Genomic DNA, 16,316 nt, shown 5'->3' with positions numbered 1-16,316 from the left:
GGGGCTGGCGCGGACGCGGCCGCCGCCCCATGTGAGGCGGACATGTCGCCCTTGTCCCGCCGCGCCGCGCTCGGCGCCGCCGCCGCCCTTCCCGCCCTCGCCCTGCTGCCGACCGCCCCGGCGGCCGAGCCCGTGGCCGCGCCCGCGCCGCCGCCGGCCGGCGCGCCGCCGCTGCCGGCCGACCGGCCGCTGTTCGGCGCCAGCCTCTGGACCCTGCCGAACGGGCTGACCGTGGTGCATGCCGAGAACCGGCGGGCGCCGGTTGTCGCGCATTACGTCTTCTACTCGACCGGCGCCGGCGAGGACCCGGCGGGCAAGTCGGGGCTGGCGCATTTCCTCGAGCACATGATGTTCAAGGGCAGCCCGAAGGTGCCCTCCGGCGCCTTCTCGCGGCTGGTGGCGCGCGAGGGCGGGCAGGACAATGCCTTCACCTCGCGCGATGTCACCGCCTACCACCAGCATGTCGAGGCCAGCCGCCTGGCCCTCGTCGCCGGGATGGAGGCCGACCGCATGGGCGCCGCGCTATTCCCGGCCGACGAGATCGAGGCCGAGCGCCAGGTGGTGCAGGAGGAGCGCCGCCAGCGCACCGAGAGCACCCCGCGCGGCCGCTTCCGCGAGCAGTGGGACGCCGCCTTCTGGGGCCGCCAGCACTGGCGCGGCCGGCCGCTGATCGGCTGGCCGGAGGATATCGCCGCCCTCACCCGCGACGACATGCTGGAATTCTTTCGCGCCTACTACACCCCCGCCAATGCGACGCTGGTGGTGACCGGCGCGATCGACCGCGACGCGCTGGCGAAGCTGGCCGAGCAGGATTACGGCGGCATCCAGGGCCGCCCTGCCCCCTATGACAAGGCCATCCGCGCCCGCGCGCCGGCGCCATCCCAGCCGCAGGACGAGCGGCTGGTGGTGCGCGACCCCACGGTGCGCGAGGCGGTGTTCCTGCGCGGCTGGGTCGCCCCCTTCCTGCCCGGCGGCGGCGAGCAGGCGCAGCATGCCTATCCGCTGGAGGTGCTGGCGCATCTGCTGGGCGGCGGCCAGGGCTCGCGGCTGCACCGGGCGCTGGTGGTGAGCGGCCTCGCCGTCTCGGCCGGCTGTTCCTATGACGGCGATTCGGTCGGCTGCGGCAGTTTCGAGATCTTCGTCACCCCGCGCCGCGAGACGCCGACCGCCGCCATCGAGGCCGCCGTCACCGCCGAGGTGGAGAAGCTGCTGGCCGATGGCGTGACCGAGGCCGAGGCCGCCCGCGCCATCCGCCAGCTGACCGCGGGCACGCTGCTGGCGCTGGACAGCCTGGGCTCGGCGCCGCGGCTGCTGGGCGGCGCGCTGGCCGTCGGCCTGCCGCTCGATGCGGTGGAGCACTGGCCGGCCCGCATCCGCGCCGTCACCCGGCCGCAGCTCGAGGCCGCCGCGCGGCTGGTCTTCGGCAAGCCCGCCATGTCGGGCTGGCTGCTGCCGGAGGGTGCGGCATGAGCGGGTCCGCCACGGTGCCGATGCCTGCCCCCACCGGCTTCTCCCTGCCGATCCAGGTCGTCGAAGGCGGTGGCTTCACCGCCTGGCTGGCCGAGGATCATTCGGTCCCGGTGGTCAGCCTGGCCTGGTCCTGGCCGGGCGGCGCCGCGCTCGACCCCGAGGGGCAGGAAGGCACCGCCGCCCTGGCCGCCGCGCTGCTGACCGAGGGCGCCGGCGAGTTCGACGCCCTGGCCTTCGCCGATGCCGCCCGCGACGAGGGCATCGGCCTCGATTTCGGCGTCGACCGCGACGGCTTCGCCGGCAGCCTGCGCGCGCTGAGCCCGGCGCTGCCGCAGGCGGTGCGCCTGGCCCGCCTCGCCATGACCGCGCCGCGCTTCGCCGAGGCCGATGTGGCGCGGCTGCGGGCGCGGGCCATCGCCCGCGCCCGGCAGTCGCTGGAGGGCCCGCCGGGCCGCGCCAGCCGCGCCTTCTGGGCCGCCGCCTTCCCGACGCATCCGGCCGGCCGGCCCTCCTCGGGGACCGAGGAGAGCCTGGCCCGCATCACCGTGGAGCAGATGCGCGCGGCGCTGGCCCGCCAGCTGCATCGCGGTCCCGGCCTGCTGATCGCCGCCTCAGGCGCCATCTCGGCCGCTGAGCTGGCGGCGCTGCTGCCGCAGCTGTTCGACGGGCTGGCCGAGGGCGCCGCCCCGGCCGCGCCGCCGCTGCCGGCGATGACCGGCTTCGGCACCGCCGTGGTGCCGGTGGCAGCACCCCAATCGACCATCATCTTCGGCCAGCCCGGCCTGCCGGTGCGCGACCCGGACTGGGAGACGGCGCAGGTGGTGCTGCGTATCCTCTCCGGCGGCGGCTTCACCGCGCGGCTGACCAAGAGCCTGCGCGAGGCGCGCGGCCTGACCTATGGCATCGGCGCCGGGCTCGACAGCATCTTCGGCGAGAGCGTGCTGATCGGCCATTTCGCCACCGCCAATGCCCGGGTCGGCGAGGCGCTGACCCTGCTGCGCAGCGAATGGCGCCGCATGGCCGAGGGCGGCCCGACGCCCGAGGAGATGGAGGAGGCGGTCGCCTATCTGACCGGCAGCCAGCCGCTGCAGTTCACCGACAGCCGGCGGATCGCGGCGACCCTGCTGGCGATGCGGCGCAACGACCGGCCGCTGGACTGGCTGGAGAAGCGCCCCGCCCGGCTGGCCGCCATCGACCGCGACGCGGCGGCGAAACTCGCGGGCCGGTTGCTCGTTCCCGATCAGCTTTCCGTGACGGTCGCCGGGCAGCCCGAGGGGATCTAGCCCCCGGCGCCCGCCCCGGCCGGACGGGATTTGACAGGCTTCGGCAAGGCTCTAGCCTGCCTGCCGGATCGACCGGGGGATGTGACCAGTTATGACGCTGACCGTGCGCGAGGCTGCCTGGACCCGGATCGCAGAACTGGCGGGCCGCCCGGGTGCCGGCGCGATCCGCGCCCTGTTCGAGGCCGATCCGCAGCGGTTTGAGACGTTCCACCGCCAGGCGGTGGGCATCCTGCTCGACTTCTCCAAGACCTCGGTGGATGCGGCGGCGCTCGATGGGCTGCTGGCGCTGGCCCAGGCCTGCGACGTGCTGCCGCGGCGCGACGCCATGGCCGCCGGCGAGGAGATCAACACCACCGAGAAGCGCGCCGTGCTGCACATGGCGCTGCGCGCGCCGCGCGGCGCCGGCTATCGCGCGCGCCTGCCGAGCGGCGAGACCGAGGACGCCTCGGCCTCGGTCGACGAGACGCTGGCGGCGATGAAGCGCTTCACCCGCGCCATCCATCGCGGCGAGATCCGCGGCGCCACCGGCGAGACCTTCACCGACGTCATCAATATCGGCATCGGCGGCTCCGACCTCGGCCCCTACATGATCGGCCGGGCGCTGTGGAACGCCCGCTCGCCGATGCGGCCGCTCTACCTGGCCAATGCCGACGCCCACAACTGGGAGGCGATCCGGCCGCGGCTGAACCCGCACCGCACCCTGGTGCTGATCGCGTCCAAGACCTTCACCACCGCCGAGACCATGGCCAATGCCCGCATCGTGCGCGGCTGGCTGGAGCAGAATCTCGGCGAGGTCGGCGCCCGCCGCCACCTGGTGGCGCTGTCCACCAACCAGGAGGCGACGGCGGCCTTCGGCGTGGCGCCGGAGCGGGTCTTCGGTTTCCACGACTGGGTCGGCGGCCGCTTCTCGCTGTGGTCGGCGATCGGCCTCTCCATCGCGCTGTCCTGCGGCTGGACCGCCTTCTCCCAGCTGCTGGCCGGGGCGCGGGCGATGGACGAGCATTTCCTGACCGCCGCGCCGGAGCAGAACCTGCCGCTGCTGCTGGCGCTGCTGACCATCTGGCACGTCAACGGCCTCGGCCTACGCAGCCAGGCGATCCTGCCCTATGACCATCGCCTCTCCCGCTTCCCGGCGCATCTGCAGCAGCTGGAGATGGAAAGCCTGGGCAAGAGCGTGACCCTGGAGGGCCATCCGGTCGGGCGCGAGACCGGGCCGGTGATCTTCGGCGAGCCCGGCACCAATGCGCAGCATTCCTTCATGCAGCTGCTGCACCAGGGTACCACCCCGGTGCCGGCGGATTTCGTCCTCGTCGCCAATCCCGACCACCCCTTCGCCGAGAACCACCGGCTGCTGCTGTCCAACGGGTTGGCGCAGGCGGAGGCGCTGCTGCGCGGCCGCACCCCGGCCGAGGTCGAGGCCGAGATGGCCCAGGCCGGCACCGCGCCCGAGGAGATCGCGCGCCTGCTGCCGCACCGCCTCTTCCCCGGCGACCGGCCGAGCACGACGCTGCTGCTCGACAAGCTCGACCCCTATTCGCTGGGCGCGCTGGTCGCGCTCTACGAGCACAAGGTGTTCTGCCTGGGCGCGCTCTGGGACATCGACGCCTTCGACCAATGGGGCGTCGAGCTCGGCAAGAAGCTGGCGACCTCGATCCTGCCGGAGCTGGCGCCCGAGGGCAGGCCCGGCCGCCACGATCCCTCCACCGGCGGGCTGATCGCCCGCATCCGCGAGCTGCAGGCCGCCGCCGAGGAATAGCCGGGTGGCTGGGCGGATGATCGACGCCGGCGGCCTGACGGCCGGCGGCGATCATGCGCCCGCCGCCCCCGCCGCCCTGTTTCCAGGGCGGCGCCGGCGCTAGATTGGCGGCATGGACCGCATCCGCCTGCTCTCCGCCACCACCGCCGACCGCATCGCGGCCGGCGAGGTGGTGGAACGCCCCGCCGCCGCCGTGAAGGAGCTGGTGGAGAACGCGCTGGATGCCGGCGCCACGCGCATCGCGGTCAGCCTCGAAGGCGGCGGCGTCACCCGCATCCTGGTGATCGATGACGGGCATGGCATGGGCCCGGCCGACCTGGCGCTCTGTGTCGAGCGCCACGCCACCTCCAAGCTGCCGGAAGAGGCGGCGCTGTTCCGCATCGCGACGCTGGGCTTCCGCGGCGAGGCGCTGCCCTCGATCGGCGCGGTGGCGCGGCTCTCCATCACCAGCCGGCCGCCCGAGGGCGAGGCCTGGCGGATCGAGATCGAGGGCGGCGCCAAGGCCCCGCCGCGCCCGGCCTCCGGCGCGCCCGGCACGCGGATCGAGGTACGCGACCTGTTCTTCGCCACCCCCGCCCGCCGCAAATTCCTGAAATCGCCCGCCACCGAGGCCGGCCATGCGGTGGAGGCGGTGAAGCGCCTGGCGCTGGCCTGGCCGCAGGTCGGCTTCCAGATGGAGGTGGAGGGGCGCATCGCCCTCAACCTGGCGCCCGCCGACCGCGCCGGGCGGCTGGCCGCCCTGCTGGGGCCGGATTTCGCCGCCGCGCATGTGCCGGTCAGCGGCGAATGGCCTGACCTGCGGCTCGACGGCTTCGCCGCGCTGCCGACCCTGACCCGCGCGACGGCGGCCGAGCAGCATCTGGTGGTCAACCGCCGCCCCGTGCGCGACCCGCTGCTGCGCGCCGCCCTGCGGGTCGCCTATCGCGACCTGATCGCGCCGATGCGGCACCCGGTGGCCGCCCTGTTCCTCGAACTGCCGCCCGAGCTGGTCGACGTCAATGTCCACCCGATGAAGACCGAGCTGCGCTTCCGCGACGCCGCCCAGGTGCGCGGCGCGCTGATTTCGGCGCTGCGCCGCGGGCTGGCGGTCGGCGCCGGCGAGGGCGCGGCCGTGGAGGACGAGGCCCCTGCCCTCGCCGCCCCGGCGCCGGGCCTGCGCGACTGGTCGGTGCCCGGCTGGCGGCCGCCGACCAGCGGCTTCGCGCCCGGCCAGCGCTTCGCCAATCCGGGCTTCTATGACGACCGCGCCGGCGGTTTCGCCGAGACCCTGGCGCCGCTGACCCCGCCGCCCGGCCCGGCGCCGCACCAGCCCAGCCTGCACCTGCCGCGCCTCCCCGGCCCGGCCGCCGGCCCTGAGCATCCGCTGCTGGCCGCCGCGCCGCTGGACGAGATCGCCGAAGGCCCGCTCGGCCGGCCACTGGCCCAGCTGATGGAGACCTATATCCTGGCCGAGGCGCCGGATGGCGGGCTGATCCTGGTCGACCAGCACGCCGCCCACGAGCGCCTGACCCATGAGGCTTTCAAGGCGCAGCTGGTCGATGGCGGGGTGCGCAGCCAGCCGCTGCTGCTGCCCGCCGTGGTCGAGCTGCCGGCTTTGCAGGCCGCCCGCCTGCTGGAACAGGCTGAGACACTGGCGCGCCTCGGCCTGGAGATCGAGGATTTCGGCGGCGCCCTGCTGGTGCGCGCGCTGCCCGCTTTGCTCGGCAATCCCGACCCGGCGCCGCTGCTGCGGGATCTCGCCGCCGAGCTCGCCGAATGGGAGGAGACCACGGCGCTGGAGCGGCGGCTGGACGCCGCCGTGGCGCGGCTGGCCTGCCATGGCTCGATCCGCGCCGGCCGCCGGCTGGCGCCTGCCGAGATGGCCGCCCTGCTGCGCCAGATGGAGGCGACGCCGCGCGCCCATACCTGCAGCCATGGCCGCCCGACCTGGCTGCGCTTCGGCAAGAACGAATTCGAGAAGCTGTTCGGGCGGAAATGAGCGCGATCGCCTGAGGCGGAAGCGCCGAAAGGCGTCAATCGCGCGATCCAGCACGAAAAAGGGCCGGGAGGCGTCAGCCCCCCGGCCCTTCATTCATCACGCCCGCGCCGGGATCACCCGCGCAGCGTGGCGCCCGTCGCCTTGGTGACGGCGGCGACGATCTTGCCGCCGACCGCCTCGATCTCGGCGTCCGTCAGGCTCTTCTCGCGCGGCTGCAGGGTGACCTGCAGGGCCAGCGACACCTTGCCCTCGGGCAGCTTGTCGCCGGCATAGCGGTCGAACAGCGCCACCTCGGTGATCAGCGCCCGCTCCGCGCCGCGGGCAGCCCGCAGCAGGGCCTCGGCCGGCACCGAGGCATCCACCAGGAAGGCGAAGTCGCGCTGCAGCGGCTGGAAGGCCGGCAGGTCGGGCACCGCCTTCTTGCGCTTCTTCGGCTCGGCCACCGCGTCGAGGAAGATCTCGCAGGCGACGGCGGGGACAGCGAGGCCCATCGCCTCGCGCAGCTTCGGATGGATCTCGCCGAAGATGGCCAGCACCGTCTTCGGCCCCTGGCGCAGCACGCCGGAGCGGCCGGGATGGTAGTAGCCCGGCGCATCGGTGGTGACGCTGAGCGCCGCCTGCGGCACGCCGAGCGCCGCCAGCACCGCCAGCGCATCGCCCTTGGCGTCCATCGCATCGACGCCGCGCGCCGCCTCGGCCCAGTGGCGCGGGGTCTCGCCGGTGCGGAGCCCGACGACGACGCTCAGCTGCCCCTCGGGGGTGATGTCGCGATAGGCGGCGCCCAGCTCGGCCAGGGCCAGGTCGGGATAGCCGCGCGCCGCGTTGCGCGACGCCGCCTGCAGCAGGCTGGCCAGCGGGGTCGGGCGCATCTGGTCCAGATCGGCGGCGATCGGGTTCTCCAGCCGCAGCGCAGCCGGCGGCGTCCAGCCAGCAGGCGCGCCCAGCGGCGGGAAGCTGGCCGCCACCTTGCCGTCGAGGAAGCCGAAGGAGACGCAGTCCAGCATCCCCCGCGCCGCCAGCACCCGGCGGGCCAGCGTGGCGCGCGCCTGCTTCGGCGTCAGCGAGGCGGGCGGCACCGGCGAGGCCACCGGCAGCGAGACCGGCGGAATGCGGTCCAGCCCCTGGATGCGCAGCACCTCTTCCAGCAGGTCGCATTCCGGCTCGACCAGGGCGCAGCCCTCGGCGGCGCGCGCCGCGCGGCCGGCTTCCAGGGTCGGTGCCTGGGCGAGGCGGCCGGCGCCGGCGATGTCGTTGCGCCAGCTCGGCACGGCGACGGTGACCTTCTCCGCATCCTGCGCGACGGGGGCGAAGCCCAGCCGCTCGAGGATGCCGGTGGCGGTGGCCGCGTCCATGTCGCTGCCGCCGAGGCCGGCGATGCGCGCGAAGCGCAGGCTGGCCTGGCGCTGCCAGGCCGGCTCGGCGCCAGCGGCGCTGACCTCGGAAGCCTCGCCGCCGCAGAGCTCGATGATCATCGCGGTGGCCGCGTCGAGGGCGGCGGGCAGCAGCGCCGGGTCGATGCCGCGCTCGAAGCGGGCGCGGGCATCGGAGCGCAGCTCATGCCGCCGGCCGGACAGCGCGATGCGCACCGGGTCGAAGAGGGCGCATTCGATGAAGACTTCCTTGGTCGTCTCATCGGAGCCGGAATGCTCGCCGCCCATGATGCCGGCGAGGCTTTCCACCGCCTCGGCATCGGCGATGACCAAATCCTCGGTCGTGACGGTCACTTCCTTGCCGTTCAGCGCCAGGAAGCTTTCGCCCTCCCGCCCACGGCGCAGGAACAGATCGGCCCCCTTCACCTTGGCGACGTCGAAGACGTGCAGCGGGCGCCCGAGGTCATAGGTGAAGAAATTGGTGACATCGACCAGGGCGTTGATCGGGCGCAGGCCGATCGAGACCAGCCGGTCCTGCAGCCATTTCGGCGAGGGCCCGTTGGTGACGCCCCGCACGGCGCGGCCGACCACCCAGGGGCAGGACTCCGCATCCTCCAGCACCCAGCGCAGCGGCGACGGGTAGACGCCCGCGATCTTCGCCGGGGCGAAGGGCTTCAGCGTGCCCAGGCCGGCGGCGGCCAGGTCGCGGGCGATGCCGCGGATCGACAGGGCGTCGCCGCGGTTCGGCGTCACCGAGATCTCGACCACCGCCTCGTCCAGCCCGGCCCAGCGGGCATAGACCTCGCCCACCGGGGCATCGGCCGGCAGGTCGATGATGCCGTCATGATCCTCGCCGAGGCCGAGCTCGCGGGCGGAGCACATCATGCCCTCGCTCTTCACGCCGCGGATTTCTCCCACTTTCAGCACCATGCCGTTGGCGGGGACGACCGCGCCGGGCAGGCCGAGCACGGCCTTCATGCCGGTCCGCGCATTCGGCGCACCGCAGACGACGGAGCGGATCACGCCGTCGCCCACATCCACCTTGCAGGCGCGCAGCCGGTCGGCATTCGGGTGCTGCACCGCCTCGATGACATGGGCGATGCGGAAGGGGGCCAGCGCCGCGCCGCGATCCTCGACGCCCTCGACCTCGAGGCCGATGGTGTTCAGCGCCGCGGTGATCTGGTCGAGGCTCGCCTCGGTATCCAGATGCTGCTTCAGCCAGCTGACAGAAAACTTCATCGCCTCAGACCCCTTCGGCCAGGGTGGCGGGGGAGAGCACCGGCGCGCCGTAATGGCGCAGCCAGCGGACATCGCTGTCATAGAAGGGGCGGAGATCGGGGATGCCGTGCTTCAGCATGGTGATGCGCTCGATCCCCATGCCGAAGGCGAAGCCCTGCCACTCGCGCGGGTCGATGCCGCAATTGGCCAGCACCTTCGGATGCACCATGCCGCTGCCCAGGATCTCCAGCCAGTCGCCGCCGCGGCCCAGCTCGCCGGTCCTGCGGTTCCAGCCGATATCGACCTCCATCGAGGGCTCGGTGAAGGGGAAGTAGCTGGCGCGGAAGCGCACGGGGAGGTCGCTGATGCCGAAGAAGGCGCGCAGGAAGTCGATCAGGCAGCCCTTGAGATGGCCGAGATGGATGCCGCGGTCGATGACCAGCCCCTCGACCTGGTGAAACATCGGGCTGTGCGTCGCGTCATGATCGGCGCGGTAGGTGCGGCCGGGCACGATGACGCGGATCGGCGGCTCCTGGTTCAGCATGGTGCGGATCTGCACCGGCGAGGTGTGGGTGCGCAGCACCGGACGGCGGCCATCGGCGCCGGCGGGAACATAGAAGGTATCGTGGTCCTGCCGCGCCGGGTGGTGGTCGGGAATGTTCAGCGCGCCGAAATTGAACCAGTCGCCCTCGATATCCGGCCCTTCGGCGACGCCGAAGCCCATGGCGCCGAAGAGGGCGGTCAGCTCCTCCATGGTGCGGGCGATCGGGTGGATGGCGCCGGATTCGGCGCCGGCCGGCGGGAAGGGGCGCGGCGGCAGGCTGACATCGAGCCGCTCGGCGGCCAGGCGGGCATCGAGGGCGGCGGCGTCGAGTGCGGCGCGGCGGGTCTCGATGGCGGCCTCGATGGCGCCCTTCAGCCGGTTGACGGCGGCGCCCCGCTCCTTGCGCTGCTCGGCGGGCACGGCGCCCAGCCCCTTCAGCAGCGCGGTCAGCTGGCCGCTCTTGCCCAGCATGCCCACCCGGACGGCATCCAGCGCGCGCAGATCGGCGCAGGCCGCCAGCGCGGCCTCGGTCTCGGCCTGCAGGGTGGCAAGGTCATCGGTCATCGGTTCGGTCCCGTGCGATGTCGCCGCCCCAGCGGGCGGGCCTTACGAAAAAAGCCGCCGGACGCCAGGGTGACCCCTGGCGGCGGCGGCTCCGTTCTCAGCAGCCCCGCGAGAATGCGGGACGCGGGAGATTACGCCTCGGCCGAAGCCGGCAGCGCCGCCTTGGCCTTCTCGACCAGGGCGCCAAAGGCAGCGGCGTCATCGAAGGCGATGGCGGCCAGGACCTTGCGGTCGAGGTCGATCTGCGCGGCCTTCAGGCCGGCGATGAACTTCGAATAGGTCAGGCCATGCTCGCGGACGGCCGCGTTGATGCGCTGGATCCACAGGCCGCGGAACTCGCGCTTCTTAACGCGACGGTCGCGATAGGCATACTGGAGGGCCTTCTCGACGCGCTCGAGCGCGGGACGATAGGCCTTGGAGGAACGGCCGACATAGCCCTTGGCGAGCTTGAGGACCTTCTTGTGACGGGCGTGGGCGGTAACGCCGCGCTTAACACGAGCCATACTGCGCTACTCCTTACCGATCCAGCCCATAGGGCAGCCACTGCATGACGGTCAGGCCGTCCTGGTGGCGCAGCACCTGCGAACCGCGGTTCTGGCGCTTGGCCTTCTGGCTGCGGGCGGAGAGGCAGTGGCGCTTCTTGCCCGGACCGGCGAGCACCTTGCCCGTCGCCGTGATCTTGAAGCGCTTCTTGGCGCTCGACTTCGTCTTCATCTTGGGCATTTCGATCTCCTGATCATCGGGTCCCCTGCCTTGCGGAAGGGTCGAAACCACGGCCGGGCATGCCCTACAGGCCCGGACGCGCGGGAAGAGGCGGGGGTATAGCCAGACTCGCCCGGGGGAACAAGGGGAATGCGGCCGCGCGGCAGCCCTGCGCCGGCCAACGAGATATATCTTGAATCGAGATATATCGCGATCTATATCGGCATCCATGCACAACGGCATCGAGGGCGCGTCCGGCGCCCATGGCCGGGAGGGCCCGCATCGCGGGCGCCGCCACGGCCACCACCCCCATCACCACCACCACTGCCGCCACCGCCATGACGGCGAGCGCTTCTGGTCGCTGGAAGGCCATCGCCATGGCGGCGGCCACGGGCGCGGCGAAGGCCATGGCCGCGAAGGCCGAGGCGAAGGCCGGCGGGGCGGCCGGATGTTCGACCATGGCGAGCTGCGGCTGCTGGCGCTCGCCATGCTGGCCGAGGCGCCGCGCCATGGCTACGAGCTGATCAAGGCGATCGAGGAGCGGATGGGCGGCAGCTACAGCCCGAGTCCCGGCGTCATCTACCCGCTGCTCGCCTGGCTGGAGGATATGGGCTTCGCCAATGTCGAGGCCGAGGCCGGCCCGCGCAAACGCTATGCCCTGACGCCCGAGGGGCAGGAATTCCTGGCCGGCAACCGGGCGGCGGCCGAGGCGCTGTTCGCCCGCATCGGCGGCGCCACCCCGCGGGGGCGCGAGGGCGTGCCCGACCCGGTGATCCGCGCCATGGAGAACCTGAAGCTCGCCCTGCGGCTGAAGCTGCGCGCCGGCCCGGTCGAGCCGGCGGTGGCGGAGAGCATCGCCGCGGCGCTGGACGCCGCGGCGCAGGCGATCGAGAAGGCCTAGCGGCCGGCGCCGGCCAGCGCCGGCCGCCGCGCCAGCAGCCGCTGCAGCAGGGCGGCATAGCCCAGCGCATCGTCCAGCGCGCAGTGGTTATGGGCATGCCCGCCGAACCAGTCCTCGGGGTAGGGCTTCTTCATCGCCTGGTCGATCTCCAGGCCGAGGACGCCCGCCGCCAGGGTCGGGATGTCGAGGGCAGCATCCAGAAAAATGCGCTCGCCGTCATAGGGCCCCTTCATCAGCCGGTGGCCGGTGAAGCGGCGCAGATACCAGTCGATCCAGTAGCCGTCGAAGGCCACCGGATGCCCGGCGAAGACCGGCATCGCCGGCAGGGCGCGCAGCCAGTCGACGAAGCGCGCCATGGCCTCGGCCGCCGGCAGCGGGTCGCGGGTGGCGGCGGCCCAGGCCTCGGGCTCGGTCGCCCACCAGGCCATGGTGCGCGGCTCGGCCGCCGCCCCGGGCAGCGGCATCAGGTTGACGGCGAAGCGGGCCAGCGGCGCGCCTGCCGCCCGGCAGGCCACGGCGCCGAAGCTCAGCAGCGAATGGCTGCCCGGGTTGGGTCCGTCGGTCTCGATATCGACCACGACATACAGGGTCATCCGCCTCTCCGCCGGCTGGGGCGGCCAGTCTGCGGAGAAAGCGGCGCCGGCGCAAAGCCGGAGGGCGCGGCCGGGCGGTCTCCCCCCTTTATAGAGCAGGCGTAACGGGGCATATGGCGAGGCATGGTCCCCTTCCGGAAGATGCACGGCCTGGGCAACGACTTCGTCGTGGTCGATGCCCGCCCCGCCCCGCTGCCGCTGACCCCCGCCCGCATCGCGCGGCTGGCGGACCGCCATCGCGGCATCGGCTGCGACCAGTTCATCACGCTGGAGCCCGGCGAGGGCGCGGCCGATGTCTTCATGCGCATCCACAACCCGGACGGGTCGGAGGCCGGCGCCTGCGGCAATGCCACCCGCTGCATCGCCAGCCTGGTGATGGCCGAGACCGGGCGCGACCGCGTCGTGGTCCGCACCATCAGCGGCGACCTGCCCAGCGAGTTGCTGCCGGACGGCACCGTGCGGGTGGACATGGGGGCGCCTCGCCTAGGCTGGCAGGAGGTGCCGCTGGCGGAGGCCCTGGACACCACCGAGCTGCCGCTGACGGTCGGGCCCTTCTCCACGCCGGCCGCCTGCTCGATGGGCAATCCGCACGCGACCTTCTTCGTCGAGGACCTCGACACCGCGCCCTGGCAGGAATTCGGCCGGCAGCTGGAGCACCACCCACTGTTCCCCGACCGCGCCAATATCGGCTTCGCCCAGGTGATCGATCCCGACCATCTCCGCCTGGCGGTGTGGGAGCGCGGCGCCGGGCCGACGCTGGCCTGCGGCTCCGGCGCCTGCGCCACGCTGGTCAATGCGCATCGCCGGGGCTTCTCCGGCCGCCGCGCCCGCATCGACCTGCCCGGCGGCACGCTGCAGCTGGAATGGCGCCTCGACGGCCATGTGCTGATGGCGGGGCCGGTCGCCACCGCCTTCACCGGCGAGCTCGATCCGCTGGCCGACGCGGCGGCCGCCGCGGGATGACCGGCGGCGAAAGCCTCCAGGTCCTGACCTTCGGCTGCCGGCTGAACGCCTATGAAAGTGCCGCCATGCGCGACCTGGCCGCGCAGGCCGGGCAGCGGGCGGCCATCCTGGTCAATACCTGCGCCGTCACCGCCGAGGCCGAGCAGCAGGCGCGCAAGGCGATCCGCCGCGCCGCGCGGGAGAATCCGGGCCGGCCGATCCTGGTCACCGGCTGCGCCGCGCAAATTGCGCCCGAGTCCTGGGCGGCGCTGCCCGGCGTCACCCGGGTCATCGGCAATGCCGACAAGCTGAAGCCCGAGGCCTGGGCACTGGATGCCCCCCTCGCCCCGGTCACCGACATCATGGCGGCGACCGAGACGGCGGCCCACCTGGTCACCGATTTCGCCGGCCGGGCGCGCGCCTTCGTCCAGGTGCAGCAGGGCTGCGACCACCGCTGCACCTTCTGCGTCATCCCCTATGGCCGCGGGCCCTCGCGCTCGGTGCCGGTCGGCGCCGTGGTGCAGCAGGTGCGCGCCCTGGTCGAGGCCGGCTACCGCGAGGTGGTGCTGACCGGGGTCGACATCACCAGCTACGGCCCCGACCTGCCGGGCCGGCCCAGCCTCGGGCAGATGGTGCGCCGGCTGCTGGCGCTGGTGCCCGAGCTGCCGCGGCTGCGGCTCTCCTCGATCGACCCGGCCGCCATCGACGACGACCTCTGGCGCCTGCTGGAGACCGAGCCGCGGCTGATGCCGCATCTGCACCTGTCGCTGCAGCACGGCGCCGACCTGATGCTGAAGCGGATGAAGCGCCGGCACGGCCGCGCCGAGGCCCTGGCCTGCGCCCGCCGCGCCCGCGCGCTGCGCCCCGGCCTGGCGCTCGGCGCCGACCTGATCGCCGGCTTCCCGACCGAGACCGAGGCGCATTTCGCCGAGATGCTCGCCCTGGTGGAGGAGGCGGAGCTCAGCTTCCTGCACGTCTTCCCCTATTCCGAGCGCCCGGGCACGCCGGCGGCGCGCATGCCGCCCGTGCCGGTGCCGCTGCGCCGGGAGCGCGCCGCCCGGCTGCGCGCCGCCGGTGCGGCCGCCGCGCAACGCTTCTACGACGCCCGGCTGGGCCAGGAGGAAACCGTGCTGCTGGAACGCGGCCATCGCGGCCATACCGAGCATTTCTGCCCGGTCCGCCTGCCCGAAACATTCGACTATGAGGTCGGCGCCCTGGCGCGGCTGCGGGTCACCGCGGCCGGCCCCGAGGGGCTGATGGTGGAGGCCGCCTGAATGGCGCTGCGCAATCTCTGGGCCCGGCTGACGGGTCGCGACAAGGACAAGCCGGCCGAGGCCGAGCTGGACCAGGCCATCGGCAGCATCCCGCCGGCCGAATCGGCAGCCCCGGCGCCGGACGAGAATCCGGCCGCCGCCATCCCCGAGCAGCACGCGCTGCACCCCGAGCCGGAACGCCCGGCGCCGGAGTCGGAGCCGGCGCCGCCGCCCGCTTTGGCCAATCCCGCCGCCATGGCGCCGGCCCCGGAAGACACCCGCAGCCCGCCGCCCGAGCCCGTCCCCGACGTGCCGGACAGCCTGCCGGCCCCGCCGCTGCTGAGCGTCGCGCCGCCGGAGACCCGCTCGGACGCGCCGGCGCCCGAAATCCCGGTCGAAGCTCCCGTCGAATCTCCGGTCGAGCCCCCGGCCGAACCGCGGCGCGAGACCCCGCCCGGTCCGGGCGACCTGCCCCAGGTCCCGCCGGAGACCCCTGCCCGCCCGACGGAGAACCCGCCGCCGGCCACGCCCGAGCTGCCTCCCCCGGCACCCCCGGTCGAAATCCCCCTCCCGGCCCTGCCGCCGGAGCAGCCGGCGCCGCCGCCGGTGCCGGGCCTGCCGGGCTGGCAGCCCTCCCCGGCCGAGATCCCGCCGCCGGCCCCCGTCCCCGCGGCGCCCGCCCCGGTCGAGCTGCCGCCGCTGGCCCCGCCGGCGCCGCCCGCCCCGCCGCCCGAGGTGCCGCCGCCCTTCCGCGACGCGGCGGCGGAGCAGCCCGTCGCGGGCGCGGAGGAGCCGGCCCGCGGCGGCTTCTTCTCCCGGCTGCGCAGCGGGCTGCAGCGCTCCACCGCCAAGCTGACCGAGGGGCTGACCGGCCTCTTCACCAAGCGCAAGCTGGACGAGGCGGCGCTGGAGGAGCTGGAGGAGGCGCTGATCACCGCCGATCTCGGCGTCGCCGCCGCCCAGCGCATCGTGCAGACCTTCCGCAAGACCCGCTTCGGCAAGGAAGTGACCGATGTCGAGGTGAAGGAGGCGCTGGCGGAAGAGATCGCCGCCATCCTGGCCCCGGTCGCCCAGCCGCTGACCATCGACACGGCCAGGAAGCCGCATGTCGTGCTGGTGGTCGGCGTCAACGGCACCGGCAAGACCACCACCATCGCCAAGCTGGGCCAGCAATATGGCGAACAGGGAAAAAAGGTGGCCTTCGTCGCCGGCGACACCTTCCGCGCCGCCGCCGTCGAGCAGCTGCAGATCTGGGGCGGCCGCACAGGCGCGCTGGTGCACGCCCCGGCCAAGCAGGGGGCGGATGCCGCGGGCCTGGCCTTCGACGCGCTGAAGGCGGCGCAGGCGGACGGCACCGAGATCCTGCTGGTCGACACCGCCGGCCGCCTGCACAACAAGGCCGCGCTGATGGAGGAGCTGCGCAAGGTGGTCCGCGTCATGCAGCGCGTCGACCCGACCGCGCCGCATTCGGTGCTGCTGGTGCTGGACGCCACCACCGGCCAGAACGCCACCCAGCAGTGCAAGGTCTTTTCTGAACTGGTCAACGTCACCGGGCTGGTGGTCACCAAGCTGGACGGCTCGGCCAAGGGCGGCATCGTCGTGGCGCTGGCCCAGGAATTCGGCCTGCCCGTCCATGCCGTCGGCGTCGGCGAGAAGGCCGCCGACCTGCGCCCCTTCGCCGCCCGCGACTTCGCCCGCTCGCTGCTCGGACTGCAGTGAGGCAGGCGCCCCGCTTCATGCCG

At 73.6% G+C, this 16,316-nt stretch carries 13 protein-coding genes; 8 read left to right on the top strand and 5 right to left on the bottom strand.

Features of this window, described 5'->3' with window-relative positions; genetic code table 11:
- Positions 1 to 42 precede the first annotated feature (42 nt).
- From WFI16_RS00905 to mutL, 4 genes are all read left to right on the top strand, one after another.
- Positions 43 to 1,470 (top strand): M16 family metallopeptidase, encoded by a 1,428-nt coding sequence (locus tag WFI16_RS00905; protein ID WP_419895903.1) that lies wholly within the window; start codon positions 43 to 45, stop codon positions 1,468 to 1,470.
- The gene (locus tag WFI16_RS00900; protein WP_419895902.1) at positions 1,467 to 2,753 is read left to right on the top strand and encodes a M16 family metallopeptidase; all 1,287 of its coding nucleotides are present in this window, start codon (positions 1,467 to 1,469) and stop codon (positions 2,751 to 2,753) included. Before WFI16_RS00905 ends, WFI16_RS00900 begins: the two co-directional genes overlap by 4 nt.
- Positions 2,754 to 2,844: 91 nt before the next feature.
- Positions 2,845 to 4,509: a glucose-6-phosphate isomerase gene (gene pgi, locus WFI16_RS00895; protein ID WP_419895901.1), complete on the top strand. Its 1,665-nt coding sequence runs from the start codon at positions 2,845 to 2,847 to the stop codon at positions 4,507 to 4,509.
- A 112-nt stretch (positions 4,510 to 4,621) separates the two neighbouring features.
- Positions 4,622 to 6,487, top strand: coding sequence for a DNA mismatch repair endonuclease MutL (gene mutL / locus WFI16_RS00890; protein WP_419895900.1), 1,866 nt, complete (start codon positions 4,622 to 4,624; stop codon positions 6,485 to 6,487).
- Between the two features lie 113 nt (positions 6,488 to 6,600).
- Here mutL and pheT read toward each other — a convergent pair whose 3' ends face one another.
- The 4 genes from pheT to rpmI all read right to left on the bottom strand — a co-directional run bounded on the left by pheT (position 6,601) and on the right by rpmI (position 10,906).
- The gene (gene pheT, locus WFI16_RS00885) at positions 6,601 to 9,096 is read right to left on the bottom strand and encodes a phenylalanine--tRNA ligase subunit beta (protein ID WP_419895899.1); all 2,496 of its coding nucleotides are present in this window, start codon (positions 9,094 to 9,096) and stop codon (positions 6,601 to 6,603) included.
- A gap of 4 nt (positions 9,097 to 9,100) precedes the next feature.
- Positions 9,101 to 10,183 (bottom strand): phenylalanine--tRNA ligase subunit alpha, encoded by a 1,083-nt coding sequence (gene pheS / locus WFI16_RS00880; protein WP_419895898.1) that lies wholly within the window; start codon positions 10,181 to 10,183, stop codon positions 9,101 to 9,103.
- Between the two features lie 131 nt (positions 10,184 to 10,314).
- On the bottom strand, positions 10,315 to 10,686 hold the full coding sequence (gene rplT, locus WFI16_RS00875; RefSeq protein WP_419895897.1) for a 50S ribosomal protein L20: 372 nt from the start codon (positions 10,684 to 10,686) through the stop codon (positions 10,315 to 10,317).
- A gap of 13 nt (positions 10,687 to 10,699) precedes the next feature.
- A complete protein-coding gene (gene rpmI / locus WFI16_RS00870) occupies positions 10,700 to 10,906 on the bottom strand; it encodes a 50S ribosomal protein L35 (protein WP_076957850.1) in 207 nt (68 codons plus the stop codon).
- A gap of 208 nt (positions 10,907 to 11,114) precedes the next feature.
- On the opposite strand from rpmI, the gene WFI16_RS00865 reads away from it, so the two are divergent.
- Positions 11,115 to 11,786, top strand: a complete 672-nt coding sequence (locus tag WFI16_RS00865; RefSeq protein WP_419895896.1) for a PadR family transcriptional regulator — start codon at positions 11,115 to 11,117, stop codon at positions 11,784 to 11,786.
- Here the strand turns inward: WFI16_RS00865 and WFI16_RS00860 are convergent.
- A complete protein-coding gene (locus tag WFI16_RS00860) occupies positions 11,783 to 12,379 on the bottom strand; it encodes a DNA polymerase III subunit epsilon (RefSeq protein WP_419895895.1) in 597 nt (198 codons plus the stop codon). The genes WFI16_RS00865 and WFI16_RS00860 overlap by 4 nt on opposite strands.
- Before the next feature lie 123 nt (positions 12,380 to 12,502).
- Between WFI16_RS00860 and dapF the strand changes: the two genes are divergently transcribed.
- From dapF to ftsY, 3 genes are all read left to right on the top strand, one after another.
- Positions 12,503 to 13,342, top strand: coding sequence for a diaminopimelate epimerase (gene dapF / locus WFI16_RS00855; protein WP_419895894.1), 840 nt, complete (start codon positions 12,503 to 12,505; stop codon positions 13,340 to 13,342).
- Positions 13,339 to 14,595: a tRNA (N(6)-L-threonylcarbamoyladenosine(37)-C(2))-methylthiotransferase MtaB gene (gene mtaB / locus WFI16_RS00850; RefSeq protein WP_419895893.1), complete on the top strand. Its 1,257-nt coding sequence runs from the start codon at positions 13,339 to 13,341 to the stop codon at positions 14,593 to 14,595. The genes dapF and mtaB overlap by 4 nt, the downstream gene beginning before the upstream one ends.
- 798 nt (positions 14,596 to 15,393) lie before the next feature.
- The gene (ftsY, locus tag WFI16_RS00845; RefSeq protein ID WP_419897131.1) at positions 15,394 to 16,293 is read left to right on the top strand and encodes a signal recognition particle-docking protein FtsY; all 900 of its coding nucleotides are present in this window, start codon (positions 15,394 to 15,396) and stop codon (positions 16,291 to 16,293) included.
- The last annotated feature ends 23 nt before the right edge of the window (positions 16,294 to 16,316 follow it).

The sequence above is a fragment of the Roseomonas sp. USHLN139 genome (assembly GCF_037145735.1).
In the GTDB taxonomy this organism is placed as follows: Bacteria; Pseudomonadota; Alphaproteobacteria; order Acetobacterales; family Acetobacteraceae; genus Pseudoroseomonas.
This window is presented reverse-complemented; position numbering and strand designations above follow the sequence as displayed.

Coding starts and splice junctions, on each gene's coding strand:
- WFI16_RS00905 (WP_419895903.1), top strand. CDS start 43: ATGTCGCCCTTGTCCCGCCGCGCCGCGCTCGGCGCCGCCGCCGCCCTT.
- WFI16_RS00900 (WP_419895902.1), top strand. CDS start 1,467: ATGAGCGGGTCCGCCACGGTGCCGATGCCTGCCCCCACCGGCTTCTCC.
- pgi (WP_419895901.1), top strand. CDS start 2,845: ATGACGCTGACCGTGCGCGAGGCTGCCTGGACCCGGATCGCAGAACTG.
- mutL (WP_419895900.1), top strand. CDS start 4,622: ATGGACCGCATCCGCCTGCTCTCCGCCACCACCGCCGACCGCATCGCG.
- pheT (WP_419895899.1), bottom strand. CDS start 9,096: ATGAAGTTTTCTGTCAGCTGGCTGAAGCAGCATCTGGATACCGAGGCG.
- pheS (WP_419895898.1), bottom strand. CDS start 10,183: ATGACCGATGACCTTGCCACCCTGCAGGCCGAGACCGAGGCCGCGCTG.
- rplT (WP_419895897.1), bottom strand. CDS start 10,686: ATGGCTCGTGTTAAGCGCGGCGTTACCGCCCACGCCCGTCACAAGAAG.
- rpmI (WP_076957850.1), bottom strand. CDS start 10,906: ATGCCCAAGATGAAGACGAAGTCGAGCGCCAAGAAGCGCTTCAAGATC.
- WFI16_RS00865 (WP_419895896.1), top strand. CDS start 11,115: ATGCACAACGGCATCGAGGGCGCGTCCGGCGCCCATGGCCGGGAGGGC.
- WFI16_RS00860 (WP_419895895.1), bottom strand. CDS start 12,379: ATGACCCTGTATGTCGTGGTCGATATCGAGACCGACGGACCCAACCCG.
- dapF (WP_419895894.1), top strand. CDS start 12,503: ATGGTCCCCTTCCGGAAGATGCACGGCCTGGGCAACGACTTCGTCGTG.
- mtaB (WP_419895893.1), top strand. CDS start 13,339: ATGACCGGCGGCGAAAGCCTCCAGGTCCTGACCTTCGGCTGCCGGCTG.